24 protein-coding genes are annotated in these 20,553 nt (G+C 68.2%); 4 read left to right on the top strand and 20 right to left on the bottom strand.

Features of this window, described 5'->3' with window-relative positions; genetic code table 11:
* Positions 1-11 precede the first annotated feature (11 nt).
* The 8 genes from RAH40_RS06165 to RAH40_RS06200 form a co-directional block, all read right to left on the bottom strand.
* On the bottom strand, positions 12-389 hold the full coding sequence (locus tag RAH40_RS06165) for a hypothetical protein (RefSeq protein ID WP_306601210.1): 378 nt from the start codon (positions 387-389) through the stop codon (positions 12-14).
* Positions 386-1,369 (bottom strand): 16S rRNA (cytosine(1402)-N(4))-methyltransferase RsmH, encoded by a 984-nt coding sequence (gene rsmH / locus RAH40_RS06170; RefSeq protein WP_306601211.1) that lies wholly within the window; start codon positions 1,367-1,369, stop codon positions 386-388. The genes RAH40_RS06165 and rsmH overlap by 4 nt, the downstream gene beginning before the upstream one ends.
* Before the next feature lie 2 nt (positions 1,370-1,371).
* Entirely contained in the window at positions 1,372-1,836 is a 465-nt protein-coding gene (locus tag RAH40_RS06175; protein ID WP_306601212.1) for a division/cell wall cluster transcriptional repressor MraZ, read from the bottom strand.
* 753 nt (positions 1,837-2,589) lie between these two features.
* A complete protein-coding gene (gene epsC / locus RAH40_RS06180; RefSeq protein WP_306601213.1) occupies positions 2,590-3,165 on the bottom strand; it encodes a serine O-acetyltransferase EpsC in 576 nt (191 codons plus the stop codon).
* Positions 3,166-3,175: 10 nt separating this feature from the next.
* Positions 3,176-3,940 carry an ABC transporter permease gene (locus tag RAH40_RS06185; RefSeq protein ID WP_306601214.1) on the bottom strand — a complete coding sequence of 255 codons (765 nt, stop codon included), beginning with the start codon at positions 3,938-3,940 and terminating at the stop codon, positions 3,176-3,178.
* A complete protein-coding gene (locus RAH40_RS06190; RefSeq protein ID WP_306601215.1) occupies positions 3,933-4,847 on the bottom strand; it encodes an ABC transporter ATP-binding protein in 915 nt (304 codons plus the stop codon). Before RAH40_RS06190 ends, RAH40_RS06185 begins: the two co-directional genes overlap by 8 nt.
* A gap of 2 nt (positions 4,848-4,849) precedes the next feature.
* Positions 4,850-5,845 carry a bifunctional glutamate--cysteine ligase GshA/glutathione synthetase GshB gene (gene gshAB / locus RAH40_RS06195; protein WP_306601216.1) on the bottom strand — a complete coding sequence of 332 codons (996 nt, stop codon included), beginning with the start codon at positions 5,843-5,845 and terminating at the stop codon, positions 4,850-4,852.
* Positions 5,820-7,121: a hypothetical protein gene (locus tag RAH40_RS06200; protein WP_306601217.1), complete on the bottom strand. Its 1,302-nt coding sequence runs from the start codon at positions 7,119-7,121 to the stop codon at positions 5,820-5,822. Before RAH40_RS06200 ends, gshAB begins: the two co-directional genes overlap by 26 nt.
* An 89-nt stretch (positions 7,122-7,210) precedes the next feature.
* On the opposite strand from RAH40_RS06200, the gene RAH40_RS06205 reads away from it, so the two are divergent.
* Complete coding sequence (locus RAH40_RS06205; protein WP_306601218.1) at positions 7,211-7,597, top strand: helix-turn-helix transcriptional regulator; 387 nt, start codon at positions 7,211-7,213, stop codon at positions 7,595-7,597.
* A 764-nt stretch (positions 7,598-8,361) separates the two neighbouring features.
* Here RAH40_RS06205 and RAH40_RS06210 read toward each other — a convergent pair.
* Together RAH40_RS06210 and RAH40_RS06215 are read right to left on the bottom strand one after the other, a co-directional pair.
* The gene (locus RAH40_RS06210) at positions 8,362-10,014 is read right to left on the bottom strand and encodes an ATP-binding protein (RefSeq protein ID WP_306601219.1); all 1,653 of its coding nucleotides are present in this window, start codon (positions 10,012-10,014) and stop codon (positions 8,362-8,364) included.
* A 435-nt stretch (positions 10,015-10,449) separates the two neighbouring features.
* Positions 10,450-10,869 carry a rhodanese-like domain-containing protein gene (locus RAH40_RS06215; protein ID WP_306601220.1) on the bottom strand — a complete coding sequence of 140 codons (420 nt, stop codon included), beginning with the start codon at positions 10,867-10,869 and terminating at the stop codon, positions 10,450-10,452.
* A gap of 52 nt (positions 10,870-10,921) precedes the next feature.
* Here RAH40_RS06215 and modA point away from each other — a divergent pair, with 52 nt between their 5' ends.
* From modA to RAH40_RS06230, 3 genes are read left to right on the top strand one after another with little or no spacing between them, the layout of a single operon-like run.
* Entirely contained in the window at positions 10,922-11,731 is an 810-nt protein-coding gene (gene modA, locus RAH40_RS06220; protein ID WP_306601222.1) for a molybdate ABC transporter substrate-binding protein, read from the top strand.
* A gap of 2 nt (positions 11,732-11,733) precedes the next feature.
* A complete protein-coding gene (gene modB / locus RAH40_RS06225) occupies positions 11,734-12,399 on the top strand; it encodes a molybdate ABC transporter permease subunit (protein WP_306601223.1) in 666 nt (221 codons plus the stop codon).
* A complete protein-coding gene (locus RAH40_RS06230) occupies positions 12,392-13,504 on the top strand; it encodes an ABC transporter ATP-binding protein (RefSeq protein WP_306601224.1) in 1,113 nt (370 codons plus the stop codon). The genes modB and RAH40_RS06230 overlap by 8 nt, the downstream gene beginning before the upstream one ends.
* On the opposite strand, the gene RAH40_RS06235 is transcribed toward RAH40_RS06230, so the two are convergent.
* The 10 genes from RAH40_RS06235 to RAH40_RS06280 all read right to left on the bottom strand — a co-directional run bounded on the left by RAH40_RS06235 (position 13,494) and on the right by RAH40_RS06280 (position 20,530).
* Positions 13,494-13,640 carry a hypothetical protein gene (locus RAH40_RS06235; RefSeq protein WP_306601225.1) on the bottom strand — a complete coding sequence of 49 codons (147 nt, stop codon included), beginning with the start codon at positions 13,638-13,640 and terminating at the stop codon, positions 13,494-13,496. The two genes, RAH40_RS06230 and RAH40_RS06235, sit on opposite strands and share 11 nt — an antisense overlap.
* Positions 13,640-14,350: a cytochrome c biogenesis CcdA family protein gene (locus tag RAH40_RS06240; protein WP_306601226.1), complete on the bottom strand. Its 711-nt coding sequence runs from the start codon at positions 14,348-14,350 to the stop codon at positions 13,640-13,642. The genes RAH40_RS06235 and RAH40_RS06240 overlap by 1 nt, the downstream gene beginning before the upstream one ends.
* Entirely contained in the window at positions 14,347-14,727 is a 381-nt protein-coding gene (locus RAH40_RS06245; RefSeq protein ID WP_306601227.1) for a thioredoxin family protein, read from the bottom strand. Before RAH40_RS06245 ends, RAH40_RS06240 begins: the two co-directional genes overlap by 4 nt.
* A 32-nt stretch (positions 14,728-14,759) precedes the next feature.
* Positions 14,760-14,993, bottom strand: coding sequence for a thioredoxin family protein (locus RAH40_RS06250; RefSeq protein ID WP_306601228.1), 234 nt, complete (start codon positions 14,991-14,993; stop codon positions 14,760-14,762).
* 10 nt (positions 14,994-15,003) lie between these two features.
* A complete protein-coding gene (locus RAH40_RS06255) occupies positions 15,004-16,068 on the bottom strand; it encodes a permease (protein WP_306601229.1) in 1,065 nt (354 codons plus the stop codon).
* Positions 16,061-16,444, bottom strand: coding sequence for a helix-turn-helix transcriptional regulator (locus RAH40_RS06260; protein ID WP_306601230.1), 384 nt, complete (start codon positions 16,442-16,444; stop codon positions 16,061-16,063). The genes RAH40_RS06255 and RAH40_RS06260 overlap by 8 nt, the downstream gene beginning before the upstream one ends.
* Before the next feature lie 93 nt (positions 16,445-16,537).
* Complete coding sequence (locus RAH40_RS06265; RefSeq protein ID WP_306601231.1) at positions 16,538-17,689, bottom strand: DUF4382 domain-containing protein; 1,152 nt, start codon at positions 17,687-17,689, stop codon at positions 16,538-16,540.
* 309 nt (positions 17,690-17,998) lie between these two features.
* Positions 17,999-18,157 (bottom strand): twin-arginine translocase TatA/TatE family subunit, encoded by a 159-nt coding sequence (locus RAH40_RS06270; RefSeq protein ID WP_306601232.1) that lies wholly within the window; start codon positions 18,155-18,157, stop codon positions 17,999-18,001.
* Between the two features lie 34 nt (positions 18,158-18,191).
* Positions 18,192-18,881 carry a cytochrome c3 family protein gene (locus RAH40_RS06275; protein ID WP_306601233.1) on the bottom strand — a complete coding sequence of 230 codons (690 nt, stop codon included), beginning with the start codon at positions 18,879-18,881 and terminating at the stop codon, positions 18,192-18,194.
* A 62-nt stretch (positions 18,882-18,943) separates the two neighbouring features.
* The gene (locus RAH40_RS06280) at positions 18,944-20,530 is read right to left on the bottom strand and encodes a flavocytochrome c (protein ID WP_306601234.1); all 1,587 of its coding nucleotides are present in this window, start codon (positions 20,528-20,530) and stop codon (positions 18,944-18,946) included.
* Between the last annotated feature and the right edge of the window lie 23 nt (positions 20,531-20,553).

Consider the following 20,553-nt stretch of genomic DNA (forward strand, 5'->3'; position numbering starts at 1 on the left):
TTCCAATCTTACTAGAGTCCAACCTGCCCCGGTGGCAGCAGCTTGGCCAGCCTCTGGTCCTCCTTGGTGAAGACCGTGGGGATCAGGTGGCTCTGTTTGTGGGGCACGAGGCCGGTCTTGGCGGCGAAGGCCTGGACCTCCTCGTCCCGCTGGAAGCGGCTCCGCTCCAGGAGCAGGGTCCGCCGGGCCTCCTCCTCCCTGTGGATCTTCTCCCGGATCTCGCTCATCTCGTAGCTCATGCGGGTGTGCTGGATCTTGAGGTAGGCCATGGACGCCAGGGGCATGGCCAGGGCGAACACCAGGAGGAGCATGCGGAGCACGCCCTCGCCCTCCACCTGGCGGGGGGCATGGGAAAGGGTCTGGCGCGGGTCGAACCGTTTTCCGTTCATCGCGGGTTCCTCGTGGATTCGGAATCGGAGAGCCGTTCCCCGATCCGCAGGCGCGCGGAGCGGGAAGGTGGGTTGGCGGCGCATTCGGCCTCGGTGGGCTTGAGGCCGCCGGCGTGCACCAGCTTGATGAGCCTGGGGAGGACGACGGGGGAGGTGCGCCCCGGGCCGTCGTAGACGCCCGCGAGGCGCCGCAGGGTCTGCTTGGCGATGCGGTCCTCGAGGCTGTGGAAGGAGATGACGCCGATGCGGCCCCCGGGCTTCAGGAAGGACACGGCCTTCTCGAGCGTCGCCGCCAGGCGCCCCAGCTCGCCGTTGACGGCGATGCGGATGGCCTGGAAGGTGCGGGTGGCGGGGTCGATCTGCTTCTTCTTGCGGGCCACGTCCCGGGGCAGGACCTTGTAGATGGCCTGGGCCAGGTCGAAGGTCGAGTGGAGCCGGCCGTCGTGGAAGGCCCGGAGGATGTTCCGGGCGATGGGCCGCGAGGCCCGCTCCTCGCCGTAGGTGTAGAGCGCGTCGGCCAGGGACTCGTCCGTCTGCTCGGCGAGCCACTGGAGGGCGGTCTCCCCGGATTCCGGGTCCATGCGCATGTCCAGGGGGCCTTCCTCCATGAAGCTGAAGCCCCGCCGGGGGTCCCGCAGCTGGAGGGTGGACACGCCCAGGTCCAGGAGGACGGCGTCGAGGCCGCCGGGGGCCTGGAGGTGCTGCCAGGCCTGGAAGGACGGGTGGTCCCACACGTCCTCGTGGGTGTCGGCGAGGATGGTGAGCCGGGCGTCGGAACCCAGGCGGGCCCTGGCCCGCTCCCGGGCCTCGGGGTCGCGGTCCACGCCCAGGTAGCGGGTGTCGGCGTCGCACCTGGCCAGGATGGCCTCGGCGTGGCCGCCCAGGCCCAGGGTGAGGTCGAGCACGCGGCCGCCGGCCGGGACCGGGAGGTTCTCCAGCACTTCGGCAAGCAGGACGGGGACGTGGACGACGGGTTCCATGGTCAGATCCCCAGGTCCGCGAGGGCCGCGAGGTCCTCGGTGGTGAGGGGGTCGGCCACGAGCCGGCCGGCAAAGGCCTCCTTGTTCCAGATGGCCAGGTGGTCCATCTGGCCGAGGATGGCCACTTCGCCCACGAGGCTCGCGGCCTCGCGGAGGGTGGGCGGGATGACGAAGCGCCCCTGGGCGTCGGGCTCCACTTCGGAGCCGTAGTACGCCGTCACTTCCAGGAACCGCCGCTTGGCGGGGTTGGTGCCGGGCACCGACGCCAGCCTGGCTTCGATGGCCTCCCACACGGGCAGGGGGTAGAGCCGGGCCCCCTTGCCGTCCAGGGAGGTGAGGTACGCGCGCAGGCCGGGCTCGCCTTCGCTCTTGGCGAAGACGTCCAGGTCGGCCTTGAAGGTGGTGGGCAGCTTGAGACGGCCCTTTTCGTCCACGGTGGCCGGTGCATTTCCGCGAAGTCGCAGCACCGGTGTCGCCTTTCAACAACATTCAAAGATTGCAGGGGAGAGGGATGGAATGCCACAAATTGCCACTTCAACCCAATTTGTTCCGTTTAATTCCACTCCCAAGTTTAGAAATGGTTTGTTATGGAACAAGCCGGAAGTAAAACGAAAATACCGGGGCGACTCTCGTGGAATCCGAAAGAAACCCCCTGTTTATTACGCTTTTTGGGCAAAGGGCCCCAGGCCCCGGCGAAAATTCGGCGAGCAGACCTAGCCTGGCCCTGAATAATTTCCTTCGGGAATGCGAAATGCGGCTCGAAAAACAGACGGTCGCTCTGCCAAGCGACCATGGACCTCCGGGTCCTCCGGCAGACCGGGAGGGAGGCGCCTGAAGGAGGAAGCCCTCAGGCGCGGCCCACCCTGCCACGGCCCGACCCATTGGGTTGCCGGGGCGCGGCCCCTCCGCCTGGATCGCTCCTTGAGAGGGGTGACGCCTTCGACGAGTCTGCCGGGTCGAGGTGCGGGGATGCTGTGACCCAGCGCCTCTGCGGGATCCCTGCGGCCCGGCGTCTGATCCATTCCCGAGAGGATTCCGGACGGATGGGCAGTGGACCCCATTGCCGGATTCCCTTGAAAAAGCTGAAACGCTGGGGCGCTGAGGTCTCGCAGAGGCGCCGGGAACGGACAAGGAGGGGAGGTCGAGGCCGGGGGTTTTCCACAAGGGCCTGGCCTTCCTCCCCTTCGCATGGACGGAGGGTCACCGCGCAGGGGGCCGGTTCAAACGATGCGCGCGGGCGCCCCCACCGCCGTCCTGCCCGGGGGCACGGAGGTGAGGACCACGGCCTGGGCCCCGATCCGGGCCCCGTCACCGAGGGTCACGGGGCCGAGCACCTTCGCCCCCGCCCCCACCATGACCCCATTCCCCAGCCGGGGATGGCGGCGGCCGGGCCTGGCATCCACACCTCCCAGGGTCACGCCGTGGTACAGCAGGACATCCTCTCCGACGATGGCCGTCTCGCCGATGACGACGCCCATGCCGTGGTCGATGAACAGCCCGCGCCCGATCACGGCGCCGGGGTGGATCTCGATGCCCGTCAGGAAGCGCGCCGCCTGGCTCAGGAGCCGGGGCACGAAGGGCAGTCCCAGCCGGTGCAGGGGGTGGGCGACGCGGTGGAGCAGCATGGCCCAGAAGGAGGCGTAGAGGACGATCTCCAGGGCCTTCAGGGCGCCGCCCCGCAGCGCGGGGTCCCGGCGCCAGATGGCCGCGGCGTCGGAGAAGAAGTACGGCAGCCTGCGCAGGGCCGTTGCTTCGGCCCGGGACGGGAGTTCACAGCATGCGGCGGCGTGGGTCATGGCAAGCTCCTTATTCGATTTTCATTCCCTTGCGGGCCCCCACGGCCCAGATGGCCAGAGCGACGGACGCCGTGGAGAAGGCCGCGCCCAGCAGCAAGGTGACGGGCTCCGGCCCGCCGGTCCCCAGGAAGAGCCCCCTGCCCTGCCCCACCAGGGCGGCCAGCGGGTTGTACCGGGCGATAAGGTCCAGCCAGGGGGAGGTGCCGGCGGCCTGGAACACGCCCGCCAGGAACATGGCCGGCGTCAGGACGAGGGCAACGAGGAAGTTGGTCTTCTCGAAGGAATCCAGGAAAAGGCCTGCCACGATGCCGCCGGAGGCGGCCACGAAGGCGGTGGAGGCCAGGAAGGCCCAGAAGAGGGCCGCGTGCTGCAGGTGGTAGCCCGCGAACAGGCCCGCCGCGGCGAAGGTCATGACGCCCACCAGGAAGCCCCGCAGGGCTCCGGCCAGGGCGAAGGAGGCGAACTTCGAAGCGGTGGAAAGCGGGTACTGGCTCAGGTCCTGGAGGGTGTTCTGGTACTTCATGGCCACCAGGGAGAACAGGGGATTCTGGAAGGCCGACAGGAAGGTCCCCATGAGCACGAGCCCCGGCACCAGGAACCGGAGGTAGGGCCCGCCCCCGGGGCCGCTGCTCCGCGAGGCCATGAGTCCGCCGAAGATGCTGAGGAACAGCAGGTTGGAAAGGAACGGGGCGAAAAGGGTCTGCACGGCCAGCTTCAGGTAGCGCATCACCTCCCGCAGGAAGAGGGTCCGGAACGCGATCCAGGGGCTAAACAAGGGCGGCCTCCTTCCGGGTGAGCTTCATGAAGACGTCCTCCAGCCGGGGCCGCAGGATCTGGAAGGAGTCCACCAGCGGCGAGGCCTCCGCGAGGGCCGCCAGCACCGGCTCCCGGGCGGACCTGGGGAACACCACCCGCAGGCCGGCGCCGGCCTCGGCCGCCATGCCCCGGCCTTCGAACAGGCTCCGGACCTGGGACTCCGCCTCCGTGCGCATGTCGAGGGTGAGGAAGTCACCGGCCATGCCCAGGAAGGCCTCCCGGGCCTCGTCGGCCACGATCCGGCCCTCGTCCAGCACCACGATCCGGCCGCAGAGCTCCTCGGCCTCCTCCAGGTAGTGGGTGGTGAGCAGGATGGTCAGGCCTTCCGCGTTCAGTTCGCGCAGGAAGCCGTACAGGTCGTGCCGGAGGTTCAGGTCCACCCCGGCGGTGGGCTCGTCCAGGAGGAGGAGGCGCGGACGGTGCACCAGGGCCCGGGCGATCATGAGGCGCCGCTGCATGCCCCCCGAGAGGCTCCGCACCTTTTCCTTGCGTTTGGATGCCAGGGAAAGGCGCTCCAGCAGGAAATCCAGCCGGGCCGGGTCGGCCCGCAGGCCGTAGAAGCCCATTTCCATGCGCAGGATCTCCTCGACCGTGAAGACGTAGTCGAAGCGGATCTCCTGGGGCACGATGCCGATGAGGGTGCGCAGCGCGGGGTCGGAGGCGGCCAGGAGCCTGCCCGCGACCCGGACGGTGCCGCGGTCCTGCTCGCAGCGCCCGGAGAGGATGTTGATGAGCGTCGATTTGCCCGCGCCGTTGGGCCCCAGGAGGGCCAGGAAGGCGCCGGGCTCCACGCCCAGGTCCACGGCGTCCAGGGCAGGCCTGGGGGCGCCGCGGTAGGTCTTGGTGAGGCCTTCGAGGGTCAGCATGGTCACAGCTCCAGGAGGTCCAGGACGTGCCGCTCCACGCGGCGGTTCTCGCCCTCGAACGGGAAGTCGTGGATGTGCAGGGCCGGGTTGAAGTTCAGCTCGATGACGCCGTAGGTGGCGGCGGAAGGTTCGCGCTCCACGTCCTCGATCAGCATGTCCACCCCGCAGATGCGGGCCCCCACGGCCGCGGCCGCGGCCACGGCCAGTTCTGAGTAGCCGGGATGGATCCGGTCCGTGAAGTCCAGGCTGTCGCCGCCGGTGCTGATGTTGGAATTGGGCCGGAGCTCGACTTCGCGTCCCGCTTCCGGCACGGACGCGAACGTGAGCCCGGCGAGGCGCAGGTGCGCCGCCTCCTCGGGGCCCGTGCGGAGCTTCTCCAGGGGACTCCGGTAGCCCTTGCCGCGCAGGGGGTCCTCGTTCTTTTCCGCGATCAGTTCCGCGACGGAATGCCGGCCGTCGCCCAGGACCCGCGCCGGCACGCGGTGCAGGATGGCCCGCACCGCGTCCCCGATCACCAGGAAGCGGAATTCCCGCCCCGGGATCAGCTCCTCCACGAGGATCGTGCCGTCGGCCGCCAGGGCCGTCTCCACCGCCTTCAGGTATTCGGCTTCGGACACGGGCGCCGGCAGCATGGAGACGCCGATCCCGAAGTTGGTGGTGTTGGGCTTCACCACCGTGCCCCGGGACCGCCACCGCGGGAAGTCGGCCCCGGCGGCCTCCAGGCTGGCGTAGTCCCCGCCTTCCGGAACCCGGATCCCCGCCTCGGCGAGAAGGAGCTTGGTGACCTTCTTGTTCTCCATGATCAGCGGACTCACGTAGGTGTCCGCCGAGGTGCGGGTGGCCTGGCGGAGGTACTCCACCCGCCCCGCGCCCCGGATGCGGATGAAATTGGACGGCGCGTCCAGCACCTCCACCGCGTGGCCCCGCGCCTGGGCCTCCCTGATCACGAGCTGGGTGGAGAGTTCCAGTTCCTCATACCCCGGCGTAGTCCAGTGCATGGCTCACTCCTTTCGGAAATTGATTCGCGATGTGCAGGCCGAAGGCCGTCCAGTCCATCCCCGAGGCCTCGAACAGCGCCGCGAGCCGGGCCGAGGGCAGAAGGGAGGGCCTGGCCACCCGGGCCCGGTAGCCGTCCAGGGCCCGGAGGTGGCGGCCCCCGGGCTCCAGGCCGTCCAGCGCCAGGGCCCAGCGTTCGAGTTCATCCAGGCGGGTTCCCAGGCCCCCCGCGAGGGCCGGGTCCAGGGCGCGGGGATCCATGCGCGCAGCCCGGGCGGCCCGGTCCAGGTCCTCCCCCAGCACGGCCGTGGGCCGGGGCTCCGTGGGCCGCGCCAGGCCGTCCAGGATGAAGAGGTGCATCAGCCGGAGGCCGTCCTCCGAAACGCCCGTGGGCGTGAAGGGATCCACGTCCAGGAACCGCAGCTCCAGGTAGCCGGCCCCCCGGCGGGACAGGGCCTGGAGCCCCGACTCCCCGGCCCGGGCCGCCTGGCGCAGGCGGATGGGCGCGTAGAATTCCTTCTCCGTCTGGAAGACGTTGCCGTTGAGCTGCAGGACCCGCCCGTCCCGCACCAGGCCCAGGGCCGTGAATTCCGGGGAGACGGTCCCCAGGCCCCGGCGGATCCCGTCGAGGTAGGCCTTGGTGGACGTGAGGTCCAGGAACGGCAGGAACCCGGCCCGGGCGTAGCCGCGCGGTCCGTTGCGGTGGGAGACGGCCAGGGGTCCGCCCTCGGCCGTCACCGGGGAGGCCCCGAAGAGGATGGAGAACCAGGCCAGGTCCCCGTACAGGTTCCGGGCCAGCCGGAGCTGGAAGCTGTCCTCGCCTGCGCCCAGCGGGGTGTGCCCGGCGAGCCAGCCTTCCATGGCCGGACCGAAGGACGTGTTGAGATGCACCCCGCTGATCATCTGCCGCGCCTTGCCGTGGCGCAGGGCCAGCCCTTGGCGATACAGGACGGCCCGCCGGCCCAGGGCGGCCACGGGGATGCCGGCGTCCTCCGGGAGCCGCGGTGGCATGCTGAAGGGCCAGAGGCGCTCTGGATGGACCGCCGCCCGGGCCTCCCGGGTCAGGCCTTCCAGCTCCCCCATCACCCGGCCGATGGACGGGAGCGGGTCCGTGACGATCTCCAGCATGGTTTCGGCGAAGTCCCGGGTGAACGGGCCCGGCCGGAGGGCCGCGGGGTGGGGCTCCGGGCTGAGCTGGCCATCGGGAAGCATGCGGTGGGTCTCCCGTTCCACACCCCAGCGGAAGTCCAGGAAGGGCATTTCCTCGTGTCGGGTCATGGCGAAGGTCTCCACGGACAAATATGTCAACTTTTTTTGACATGTCAAGAAAAGTTGAAATGACCCCGTTCCGACCTATGATTCTAGGCATGGACGAACTCGTCACCATCGCGGCTGCCCTGGGGGACCCCCTCCGGCTCAAGGTCCTGGACCTGCTGGCCGCGGGCCGCTCCAGGCCCTGCTGCTCACCCGAGCACCCGGACGCCCCCGTGTGGGTGTGCGCCTGCGACCTCGCGGCCGAACTGGGCGGGCTGGCGCATTCCAAGCTGGCGTACCATCTCGGCCAGCTCCGGGCCGCCGGCCTTGTCCGGGAGCAGCGCAAGGGCAAGTGGGTCTATTACGCCATCAACGAGGACGCGCTCGCGGCCTTCACCCGGAACCTGTTCACCCGGTGGGGCGCGGACCGGGCCAAGGCCGGTCCGGGCGGGGAAGAAGGATGTCCGGCCGCGGGTTGCCGTCCGGCTCTGGAAACCTGATCAGGAACCTGTCGACACTGCCCAATTAAGCCGGGAAGACCCCGAGCGCATTAGTAATGGCCTAACCTGAATGAGTAATTGGGTTGTACAAATATTGGCAAGGTCGAAAACCAGAGTTTGCATCCTGGAGCAACCATACCGAGACGTTTCCTGACCGACACCATGTTGGAGAAACTCCCATCATCAGGATACGTACCGAAATATTCTGAAATACTTCCGTCACGACGAATGGTCGGGAACGGTAGGATCCAAAGGCGTTGTTCCAGGATAGTGCGCCAAAACCGTTCGATGCGGCGGTTTCCAGGGAACTTAAATGGGCTAGGTTGGCGGGCGGCTTGAACCCTTGCCCACAACCCACCATGCAATGGGTGTTTGTTGTCGTTATTTGTGAAAATACTAAACGCAAGGCGCAGATAAGCAGAAGGGCAGCCAACCCAGTCCACCTAATGCAAGGTTTGCGCTCGGGTCCGACTGGTAGTATTGGGATTCCTCTCCCTTGGGGTGGACCGTCAGGCAAGTGGAACCTTTCAAACAACTTATCAAACTCATCCAAGATGGCCCCGGGATCAAAGAGGGGGATCAATTACCCAAGCCTCCAGAGAGCCCAGTAGCATTCGGACATAAGGGATTCCAACAGAGCCGGCCAAGTGCCCACGGGGATCAATCGGGATCAATTGGGATCAATCGGGATCAATTGGGATCAATTGGGATCAATCGGGATCAATCGGAACCCCTTGGGGAGCATCCGCCTTGTACCTACGCCATCACCTAGGGCCGGCAAGCTGATAAGTGGCGCCCCGGGTTTTCCCATCCCTCTGCAGGCGGCCCGATTCAACCAGGCGCGCCAAAAGCTTTCGGGCTTGGTTCGGGCTGAGACCACATAGCTCCATCACATCGGCACGGCGAAGGATGCCCTGGGTCTCCACCAGCTTTAGTACCATCTCCTCATGCCGGATTGGCTCGATCCCCGACTGACGGACGTAGGCGGCGCTCTGCCCGGAATTCCTGTAGAGCCGCGAGCTCAGTGTGTAGATCCGGTGGGTGGTGCCATGGGCCTCGACCAGGCCGTTCTCCACCAGGCGCTCCAAAACCGGTCTGGCGCTCGCTTCTGCCCGCTGCATGGCCCTGGCCAAATCCGCCGTTCCACGCCTCCGGTCCCGTTTCAGGGTGGCCAGGACGATCAGCGCCTCCAGGGGCAGGAGCGCGCCCAGGCGCTTCTCCTCCGTCAAGACGTTCTCCAGGAAAGCCAGATCCGCCTTTCCGCCGAACAGTTTCACGACGACGGCTGTGGCCCCAGTGGCTGAGTAGTCCGGCGCCGGCCGCCCGAAGCGGAGCAGCCCCTCGAAGATCAGGTCCACCCCCCGGCCTGTCCGCTCAGCAATACCGATCCGCTTGATGGCATCAGCTAAGCAGGGGTTGCGCGGGGTGGGGCGGACGGTGAGGATGTTGTCCGGGTTCACACCCGCAGGAAACCCGCCCGGGTTGCTGATGGTGATGCCGTCGTTTTCCCAGACGAAATGGACGGTACCGAGGCGGGTGAAATCACGATGGATCAAGGCATTCACCAGGGCTTCCCGGAAGCCGCGCCGGTCGAAGTTGGGCACGGGCACCCGGAACAGGCCGGAATTCAATTCCTGCTCCTCATAGCGCAGGGCGAATTGTTCGTCCAGGTATTGGAAGGTCTTAAGTAGGGGCCAGCGCATGAATGCGTTCACCCGAACGTCGGTTCCATCGAGGACCTGGAAGGCCGCCTCATGGGTGGACAGGTGGGCCTTGAGGGCCCTCTCCCGGCCCAGGATCAGGAGGCCGGCCACCGTAGGGACCTGCCTTCCTCCTTGGGCCACCGTCAGGTTCAAGGCCTCGTCCAGGGCCTGGTCGTCCAGGTTGAGCAAGGCTGCGTCCCCCCGGAACAGCTCGATCATGTTGCGCAGGCGCACCCGTTCGAGGGGATCAAGGTCGTCCGCGGAGGCGGTCTCCACCGGCAGGGCGGAGAAGTCCAGGATCCCCAGGTCGCCCTGGCGGGTGAGGTAGTCGCCGGGGTACATAGGCGCATTCTCTGGCTTGCCGTCCGACCGGAGTTGCCGGCGAACGACGAGCCCGCCAGCGGTGGCGACGATGCGCATGGCCTTCGAGACGGTGATCCTGGCGACCTTCACCGGCCCCTGCTCGATAAGCTCGGTCTGGACCGCCAGTGGCGGCCGGGTCAGGCTGGCCACCATGCCTGGAAGTCCACCAAGCCCGAGGTGATTGGCGTGGAGGCCGGTGGGCGACCCGTCGTCCTCGACCCCCAGGAACACCTCGCCACCCTCGGCATTGGCCATGCCGACCAGGGCCTCCACCAGCTCGTGGTCGGGCAAACCCTTCCGGTCGGACTTGAACTCGACGGTCAGGGTTTCACTGGAGGGAATCAGGGTCACGGAATGCCTCAGTCCATTGTAGCCATTTGCACCCAAATGGTTCTGGGCCCCCGGAGAGATTCACCCCTTCAGAATTGTGGTAAAAACTGTCCGTTTATAATGTGCGCACGGAATAACTTCCGCCTGAGCGCGGCGGAATAGGTCGACCGAGGCTCTCACACCGCCTCAAGCAGCCAACTGGTTTTACAACCCGCTTTGAGAAAACGGCACGCAGCTTGGCGGCCAGGTTGCCATGGCCTGCATCTTGGTCTGGTTGAAGGTCTGATCGGCCTGTCCAGGGTGGGTCGGGCGACCCCTCGGAAGGAAGGAACAGAACGTTGGGCTTGCCCGGTGCCTCGGGGCCGCTCGCGGCCAGTCCCATAATTGAACCGAACAGCCTTGTCCTGACGGCACGGATTGGAAAGGCCCCGACCGCATAAACATGACAAACGCGTTCTAGTTCCGCGGCTTCAAGACACAGGGGCAGGCCCCGTAGAGGAGGGCCGCGGGATCGGTGGCCAGGGGCAGCCCCGCATCATCCCAGGCGAGCATGCCCCCGTTGAGGCAGGCGATGCGCTCGATCCCGGCCGCCCGCAGGGTGGCCGCCGCGGCCTTGGTGTAGACGCCCGAGGAATCCGCCAGGATCAGCAGGCGGTCCCGGGGGATCCCGGCGAGGTGGCCGGCCAGGTCGGAATGGCAGATGTGAATCTGCTCGGGGACGTCGAAGGCCTTCATGGCCACCAGCTCATCCATGCGCAGGTCCACCAGGAGGGCCCCCCGCCGGAGTGCCTCCAGGGCTTCCCCGGGCGCCAGGAACCGAAGGCCCTGGATGACCCTTCCCGCCTGGGCGGCTTCCTTCGGATCCGGGGTTTCCATACCTCGATTCTACCGTTACCCGATTCCGGCCACCCTACCCTATCCTGGGTCCATGCGCGAAGTTCCATCCTGGACGTGCCGGCGGGCTTTCAACGGCGCCCTGCTGCTGTTGACCCTGCTGTTCGCCGGGTGTCACCGCTCCAGGCCCGAGGAGCCCCCCACCATCGCCGCGGCGGCGGACCTCCAGTTCGCCCTGGAGGAGATCGCGGACCGGTTCCGGCGCGACACCGGGCGGACCGTCCGCTTGTCCTTCGGGAGCTCAGGCAATGCCGCCCGGCAGATCGAACAGGGAGCCCCGTTCCAGCTTTTCCTCTCCGCGGACGAGGCCTTCGTCCGGCTTCTGGCCCAGTCCGGCCGGACGCTCGACGAGGGCACGCTCTATGCGACCGGGCGGATCGGGATCTTCGTGCCGGCGGGCTCGCCCCTCAAGGCGGACGGGACCCTCCAGGACCTGCGGGCCGCGCTGGAGGGGGCCCGGGTTCAATCCTTCGCCATCGCCAATCCCCAGCACGCCCCCTACGGGAAACGGGCCCAGGAGGCGCTGGAGAAGGCCGGGCTCTGGACCGCCATCCGGCCCAGGCTCGTCCTGGGCGAGAATGTCGTCCAGGCGGCCCAGTTCGCCGTGTCCGGCAACGCCCAGGGCAGCATCATCGCGTACTCCCTGGCCAGCTCCCCGGCCTTCGCCGGCAAGGGCCGGTTCGACCTCATCCCTGAATCCTTCCACCAGCCCCTGCGACAGCGCATGGTGCTCCTCCGGGGGGCGGGGGCCACCGCGCGCGCCTTCCATGCGTACCTCCAGCAACCGGGGGCCCGCGCCATCCTGCGGCGCTACGGCTTCCTGCTGCCCGGCGAGCGGGGTTGACCATGGACTGGACCGCCCTGGGGCTCTCTCTGCGACTGGCGGCCTGGACCGTGGCCCTCCTGCTGCCCGTGGGCGTGCTCCTGGGGCGGTTCCTCGCCCGGGCCCGCTTCCGCGGCAGGAGCCTCGTGGAGGCGGCCGTGGCCCTGCCCCTGGTGCTGCCACCGACGGTGCTGGGCTACTACCTGCTGGTGTCCTTCGGCGCCAGGAGCCCCCTGGGCTCGCTCTACGCCTCGCTGGCCGGCAGGACCCTGGCGTTCTCCTTCGAGGGCCTCCTGCTGGCTTCGGTGCTCTTCAACCTGCCTTTCGCGATCCAGCCCATGCAGCGGGCCTTCGCGGCCATTCCAAGGTCGGTGTTGGAGGCCGCCGACTGCTGCGGCCTCTCGCCCTGGCGCAGGTTCCGGCGCATCGAACTGCCGCTGGCCTGGCCGGGGATCCTGAGCGCCCTGGTGGTGACCTTCGCCCACACCCTGGGCGAATTCGGGGTCGTGCTCATGGTCGGCGGCAACATCCCCGGGGAGACCCGGACCGTCGCGATCGCCATCTACGACCGTACGCAGGCCTTCGACCCGGCCGGCGCGGGGGCGATGGCGCTGGCGCTCCTGCTGATCTCCATGGGCGCCATCGCCCTCTCGTACGCCACCACCCGCGGCCGGGACACCCATGTCTGATCCGGGGCTGCACGTCCGGGCCGAGCAGGCCGGCCCCATCCCGCTGGCGGCGGAGTTCCATTGCGCCCCGGGTGAGATCCTCGCCCTGGTCGGGCCGTCCGGGGCGGGCAAGTCGACCCTGCTGCGTGCCGTGGCGGGCCTGGTCCGGCCGGCCCGCGGCCGCGTCTCGGTGGGCGCGGAGACCTGGTTCGACAGCGCCGAAGGTATCTGGGTGCCCACCCGCCGCCGGCGCGTGGGGTTCGTGTTCCAGGACTACGCGCTCTTTCCCCACCTCACGGCCCTGGAGAACGTCCTGGAGGCCACGGGCGGGGCCGACCGCGAGGCCCAGGCGCGGCACTGGCTGGACCGGGTCCATCTCCAGGGGCTGGAAGCCCGCAGGCCCAGCCGCATGTCCGGGGGCCAGCAGCAGCGGGTCGCCATGGCCCGGGCCCTGGCCCGGCAACCGGAAGTTCTCCTCATGGATGAGCCCTTCTCGGCGGTGGACCGCGTCACCCGCGAGAAGCTCTACCTGGAACTGGCCACCCTCCTGCGGGGCCTCGCCATTCCCATGGTCCTGGTGACCCACGACCTGGATGAGGCGGCGATGCTGGCCTCCCGCATGGTGGTGCTTTCCAAGGGGCGGACCCTGCAGGCAGGCGCCCCGGAGCAGATCATGGGAGCGCCCCGCTCCGTGGAGGTGGCCCGCCTGCTGGGCAACCGGAACATCCTGCCGGCGGTCGTGAAGGCGGTCAACCTTGAAAAGGGCAGCCTGGTCCTGGACTGGAACGGACTCGACCTGATGGCCGCGGCCGGACCCGGGTTTGTCGTGGGGCAGCCCGTCACGTGGGTCATCACCCCCGGGGACGTGGTGTTCCGCCGTCCCGGCTACCCGGAGGACCGCCCCGCCCATACCTATGTCAATGGCCGCATCGCCTCGCTGCTGCGCCATGGCGACCTGGTCCGGGCCGTCCTGGAGGTCCAGGCCCCCGCCGCCGGCCACCTGGAGTTCTCCACCTCCCGCCATCTGGCCGAACGGGGCGGCCTCGCGCCCGGAGCCGAGGCCCGGATTGCGCTCCCCGCCGGGCGAATCCGGGTATTTCCCGAGGACCCCGGTCCTATGCCTTGACCTTGGCCGCAACGGCCTCGTCGATGAGGGTGCTGCCCTTTTCGACCCCGAACCGGGTCAGCTCCAGGGGCGTGCAGGGAAGGTCGAACCGCTTGAACGGCTTTCGTCCGCAGGCGGCGGGCCAGCCGTCCAGCATCAGCCGGCGGCCTTCGCCTGCCAGGCCAGGACCAGGACCCAGACGGCGCAGCCCACCAGCAGGAGCCCCATGACCCTCGGGAGCCATCGCCCCATTACCTTGGAGAAATGGCTCTCGGCATACGTGCTGGCCCAGCCGGAGGATGCCCCGGCCAGGAAGAGCAGGAGCACGTGGCCCACCGCGTACACGAAGAGCAGGACGCCCCCCCACAGGATCCTCTTCTGGAGGGCGACGATGGTGAGCACCGCGGCGAGGGCGGGCGTGGCGCAGGGGGCGGAAAGGGTCCCGGTCAGGGCGCCCATGATGAAGGCTCCGACAAGCCCGGCCCCCTGGAAGCGGACCAGGAAGCCATGGGAGGGGGTGGGCAGGCTGAAGGCGCCCAGCAGGTGAAGGCCCACGACCAGGAGGATCAGGCCGAGTAAGGCTTTCCATCCCCATCCGATGTCGCCCAGGAGCGAGCCGGTCAGGGCCGCGACCAGGCCCAGGGCGGTGAAGGCCGCCGCCAGGCCGAGCACGAAGGCCCCTGAGAGGATCATGGGATGGTGCCGCCCCTCCTTCGTTCCTCCCGTGAAGCCCACCACGAGGGGGGCCGCCACGAGCACGCAGGGATTCATGGAGGTGAGCAACCCGCCGAGGAAGACGATCCCGAGCTGCTTGGCCGCAGAGGCCTGGGCCATCATCCCGGCGAGGTTCTGGAGCCACTCGGTCATTTCAGGCCGGCCTTGGCGAGCGCAGCCTGGAATTCGCCCTTCTCCCAGAAGCCGACGTGCCTGGCCACCTCCCGGCCCGAGGCATCGAAGATGACCTGGGTGGGCATGGCCATGATCTGGAAGGCCCGGGCTTCCTTGATGTGCTCGGTCACGTAGAAGTTCCGGATCTGGGCGCGGTTTCCATAGTGCTGCTGGAGCTCGGCGAGGATGGGCTGCATCTTCTTGCAGGGGATGCAGGTGGGCCCGCCGAACTCGACGACGGTCCAGGTGCCGGATTTGAGGACCTGGGTGAGGCCGGCCGGGTCCAGGGCGGGAACCTGGGCCGAAAGGGCTGCGGAGGCAGCGAAAACGAAGGCGCCGAGGCGCGAAAGGGACATGGTACCTCCAGTTGTCGGATCGTCAGGGGCGGTCAGACCTTGATCAGGTCAAGGATTTCATTTGAGCTGGCCACCTTGCCCTGGAACTTGAGCTGCCCGTCGATGGCCAGGGCAGGCGTGCTGAGGATGCCCCGGGCGGCCATGACCGCGTAGTCGGAGACCTTCACCACGGCGTGGTCCCCGCCGGACCGCTCCACGGCGGCCTTGGTGTTCTTGAGCAGGGTCTCGCACTTGGCGCAGCCGGGCCCGAAGACTTCGATGAGCATGGGATCTCCTTCAGAGAATGGCGTTGAACAGATAACCGACCAGGAGGATGCCCGCCGCGACCACCCCCACGAACGCACCGATGAGGCGGGGCCGCATGACCCGGCGCAGGATGACCGTTTCGGGCAGGGAAAGGCCGATGACGGCCATCATGAAGGCCAGGGTGGACCCCAGGGCCGCGCCCTTGCCCAGCAGGGCCTCCACGATGGGCATCACGCCCGCCGCGTTGGAATAGAGCGGCACCCCGATGGCCACGGCCAGGGGCACGCTGTACCACGACTTCCGCCCCAGGAGGCTCGCCATGAAGGCCTCGGGCACGAAGCCGTGGATGAAGGCCCCCACCAGGATGCCCACCAGGATGTACAGCCAGACCTTGCCGACGATGTCCTTGACGCCCTGCACGGCCTGGCCGATGCGCGCGGCAAGGGAGGGCCGCTCCTCCCCGGCATCCGCCAGGGCCGGCGCCTTGAGGGCTTCCTGCACCCACCCTTCCAGGTGGCGCTCCATGTTCATGCGCCCCAGCACGAGGCCCGCGAAGAAGGCGATGGCCACCCCCGTGCCGGCGTAGAGCAGGGCGATCTTCCAGCCGAACATCGCGAAGAGCATCCCCAGGGCCACCTCGTTGACCATGGGCGCGGCCACCAGGAAGCTGAACGTCACGCCCAGCGGGACGCCCGCCTTGAGGAAGCCGATGAACAGGGGCACCGCAGAGCAGGAGCAGAACGGGGTGACGATGCCGAACAGGGAGGCCATGGCGTTGCCGAGGCCCGGATTCCGCCGGGACAGCGCGTCGCGCACCCTCCCCGGGCTGATGAACGTCTGCAGGAAGGTGACGATGAAGACGATCAGGGTGAGCAGCAGCAGGACCTTCGGCGTGTCGTAGAAGAAGAACGCCACCGCCTCGCCCAGGTGGGACCTGGGCGCCAGGCCAAGCAGGGAGAAGGCGATCACCTCCGAAAGCCGGTGGATGACCGCGTAGAGCAGGATCCAGGCCGGAAGGGCCAGCAGGATCCAGCCTCCCCTGCGCAGGAACGACGGCGCCGGTTCCGGCCTGGCGCCCCCACAGCATTCAGACATGGGTCGCCTCGTCCATCCCGGCCAGCTGCTTGCGGCAGACGTCCTGGACCGGGATCCCCTTCACGGCCGCGACGCGGGCGCGGTCCAGGTTCGCCTCGGGCAACGACGACGCTTCACGAAGGAGGATTTCAAGAAGAGGTGGGGCCGGTTCCGGGCACGAGACGAAAACCCACCGCCCTTCCTTCCGCTCCGTCACGAACCCGGCCCTGCGCAGCTCCCGCAAGGCCTCGGAAACCGAGGACGCGGGCACCGAAAGCGTCTCCGCCACCTGGCACACGCACAACTCCCCCGCGCCCACCAGGGCCAGAACCCGCAGGCGCAAAGGGTGGGAAACGGCCTTCAGCCTGTCCACCAGCGAACGGAGATCCTCTGCCATGCCTTGCTTCCTTTCCGATGCCGCCCCTCCCGTCCGTCCGAAGGGGATGGGGTTAATATACACACATCGGAAATTATCGAAATATATATTTGCCTAGAAGGCGACCGTGGCCGCCGTCGTGGCGCCTGCCGTCACGGTGGCGGCGACGGGCACGGCGACGGCAACCGTCGTGGAACCGTCCCCGGCCGTGGTCGTCCGGTTACCCACCAGGCTGTAGGTGCCCGCCGGCAGGGACCCGAAGGTGAAAGTCTCGGTCGCACCCACGACGGCCATGTCCCGGTCCAGGATGAACGTGTGGGTGGCGCCGCCGGGGGTCGAGGCTAAGGTGGCCAGCAGGTCGATGCCGTCCGACTGGCTCGCGGTGGCCAGGGGCGTCACGGTGCCGTTCAGGGTGCCCACGCCGGCCGTGGCCGTGAAGGCGGCGCTGAAGGTGAAGGTGGGCGTGGCGCTGGTGAGGCTGAAGCCGTCGCTGGCCTTGGGCCCGTAGAACGTCCCGGGGGCGGGCAGGCTGACCACGTAGTAGGTGCCGCCCACCGGCAGGAGATCGAGGGTGTAGGCGCCGGTGGCGCCGGTCGTGGCGCTCCGGACGATGGACGGCTTCCCGGCTCCATCCAGGACCTCGGCGAAAACGGGCACGCCGGCCAGGGCCGACCCGTCCGCCTGGTCCGTGAGGATTCCGGTGATGGAACCCGTGACGGCCTTCTCGTAGGCGAAGCAGGTGGGGCGCAGCAGGTACTTGCCGGACGCCCCCGCGCCCACGACCTGGACGGAGTGGGCGGCGTCGAAATCGATCCAGATGTCGGCGGTGGTTCCGGCCTGGACGACGAACGGCCCGATCAGTTTGATGCCCGTCTGGGCACCGGAGGGGACGGTGAGGGCGTGGGTCGTGCCGTCCTTGAGCACTACCGAGTTCCCGGTGGAACCCAGGATGAGCCGCATCTGGCCGTAGGAGCCGGGGTCCAGGGCCACGCCCCTCAGCAGGCTCCGGCTCACCCCGCCCGTGAGGGTGAGGAGGTCGACCGGGGTGCCTCCCACCGTGCCCAGGGTCATCCAGGACCCGCCGTCCCGGCTGATCTCGACGGACTGGATGCTGAGGAGGATGGAGGTGTAGGCCGTTGTTGGGCCGTCGACCAGGGTGACGTTCATGGCGGAGGACCGGGGGGCCGGGGTGCCCGAACCGGACCCCCCGCAACCGAGCAGGCCTGCGAGGCCCAGGACGACGGGGAGAACATGGATGGATCGCATCGTGGATCTCCTGAAAAGCGCGTGGATTGGAAAGGAAACGCCAGGGGCGGCGGACGGGGTCCCCGGAGCCGATCCTCCGGGACCCGTTCGGCCCTCAAGATCCGTACCAATGCGTCCTTCGGGACTTTACGAAGGCATTCGCGTCATTTCGACCCGGCCGGACGAGCGCCGCGGGCCTGAATGGGCCCAGGGCCGAACAAGCCGGGAGGGGGCCGGGAACCCGGCATCCACACCGGGAGGTCGACCCGATCGGGCAAAGCCACGGCCACCTTGCGGTGGCCGTGGCGATGAATAGGTAGGTTCGAAAGGTCAGTCCTTCAGCCCAGCCGTCAGTTCCTTGCTGGCCTTCTTGAACTCCTGGATCCCCTTGCCCAGGGACTTGCCCAGTTCGGGCAGCTTGCTGGGCCCGAAGAAGATCAGCAGACAGGCGCCGATCAGGAGGATTTCAGTCATTCCGAGATTGCCCATGGTTCACTCCAGTCTGTTCGGATGGTCGTGCCACTCACTTGTCGAAAGGGATGACGAGGGTGGTCTTGGGGTGGCAGTCCTTGCAGAGGACCACCGATTTCTGGTGCCCGAAATGGCACGCGGTGCAGGAGATCTCCCCGTAGTGGGATTTGTGGGGATTCAGGCCGTGGGCTTCCCTGGGCTTGGTCTTCTCCGCAAGGGCCTCGTAGGAGCCGTGGCAGGCCAGGCACCGGTCGTTCGCAACTTCGTCCCCCTTGAGGGGGAAGGCAGGACCGTGGCACCCCGAGCAGGAGACCAGCTTGGCGGCATGCTGGCCCGAAAGGAACGCCGCGGCGCCCGGGACCGGCATGAGCTCCCGGGTCCGTGCGAAATCGCCCGCGTTCGGCTTGCCCAGGTTCCGCTTGCCGCCCTTGACGGTGAAGGACCGGCCCGGCTTGAAGTCGTGGCAGGCGGAACACGGCACGCCGCTTTCCGGGGCCGCGTGTCCGCGGTGGATCCTGACGCCGAACGCGTTCTTTCCCGCGGCCGGGGCGGGCTTGCCGTGACAGGGGAGGCACTCGGCGATCGCCTTGCCCTTGACGGCCGGGTGCGCCTCCCCCAGCAGGCTCTTGAAATCGGGGTGGCAGGCGGTGCAACCCGCAGGAGCCTTCGCCGGGGCCGCGCCCAGCCCCCCGGCGAACGCCAGGAGCAGGGCCATCACCCCGTATTCGAAAAATCGTCTCATCGGGTGGTTCCTCCGGGGCCGCGGCCCCCGGTTGAACGGGGACCGCGGCGGTGGCGTATCCGTCAGATCTTCTCGGCCGCGGCCTTGAGGCCCGCGATGCGTCCGAACACCGTCGCGTCGGGCGTCGCATTGCCGCCCAGCCGGTTGGCGCCGTGCAGGCCGCCGGTGATCTCGCCGGCCGCATAGAGATGCGGGATCGGCTTGCCCCAGATATCGAGCACCTGGGTCTCCTTGTTGACGCGCAGGCCGCCCATGGTGTGGTGGACGGCGGGCCACTGCGCGATCGCGTAGTACGGGCCCTGCTCCTGGGAGACCATCACGCTGGTGATGTTCTTGCCGAACTCGGGGTCCTTCTTGTCCTTGAGGTAGGAGTCGTGCTTGCGCATGGTCTCGGTGAGCACGGCCGGGTCGAGCCCGATCTTGGTTGCCAGCTCGGCGATGGTGGCGGCCCGGACGAAGCGGCCCGCGGCGACGGCCTTGTTGGCCTCCTCCATCGTGCCCATCTTGGGGATCATCGCCTCGTTGAAGATGGAGAAGGTCTTCTTGCCGCCGGTGGCCATCTCCGCCCGGGCGACCACGTCGCGGCGCTCCTGCTCGTTGACGAAGCGCACGCCCTTCTCGTTCACGTAGACGATGCCGTAGCCGGGCCCGCGGAAGGGGTACACGGCGGGGGCGTCCAGGATGCCCGTTTCGGGATCGGCGAAGGGATAGAGCTGGATGAAGGCCATGTGGAGGGTGTCGGCCCCGACGGCCTGGGCGTAGCGGATCATCTCGCCGGTGGCGCCCTTGTGGTTGGTGCAGTTGTACCCTGCGGTCAGGGTCGGGTTGTAGATCGTGCGCATCGGGACGTCGTGGCCGAAGCCGCCCGAGGCGAGCACCACGGCCTTGCGCGCGCGGATGTTGACGGGGCCGCGGCCGGTCTCGAGCTCGACGCCCAGCACGGGGCTGTCGACGTCCTTGCGCCAGAGCCAGCTCACCTTCGCCTTCAGGCGCATCTTGGCGCCGCGCTTCTCGGCGATCTTGCGCAGCGCCTCGGTGAAGCCCTTGCCGACGCCTTCGATGCAGGTGTGGGTGCGGTACTGGCTATGGCCACCGGTGCGGTTGAGGATCTGGCGGAGCTGCAGGCCGCCCTCGTCGATCATCCAGTCCAGGGCCTTGGGGGCCTCGGCCGCGAGGATCTCGACCAGCTCGGGGCTGCCGAAGAAGTCGCCGCCCTTGAGGGTGTCGGCCTTGTGGATCTCCTGGCTGTCGACGCCGAGCTTGAAGTTCTCCCGCATCTTCAGCTTGTCGGTCCAGGCGTTGTATTCGCCGCCGTTGATGATGGAGTTGCCCCCGTAGACGGGCATCTTCTCCAGGATGATGACGGTGCTGCCCTTGCCGGCGGCTTCGGCCGCGGCGGCGAGGCCCGCGAATCCGGAGCCGATGACGACCACGTCGTAGCTCTCGTCCCACTTGGTGGGCAGCTTCTTCTTGGCGGGGGGCGCGTCGGGCGCGGGCGCGGCGCCGAGGTTGAGCGCGAAGGTCCCCGCCGTGGCCGCCAGGCCCACCGCGAGCGAAGTCCTGAGGAAGCCTCTGCGATCGGAGCCCTGGGCTTCGCCCAGGCCGTCGTCCTGGTTCCCCCTGGCCTCGAGGTTGTCTGGGTTCTTCATGTCGTTCCCCTTTCCTGGTTATG

This window comes from Geothrix sp. 21YS21S-2 (genome assembly GCF_030846775.1).
GTDB lineage: Bacteria > Acidobacteriota > Holophagae > Holophagales > Holophagaceae > Mesoterricola.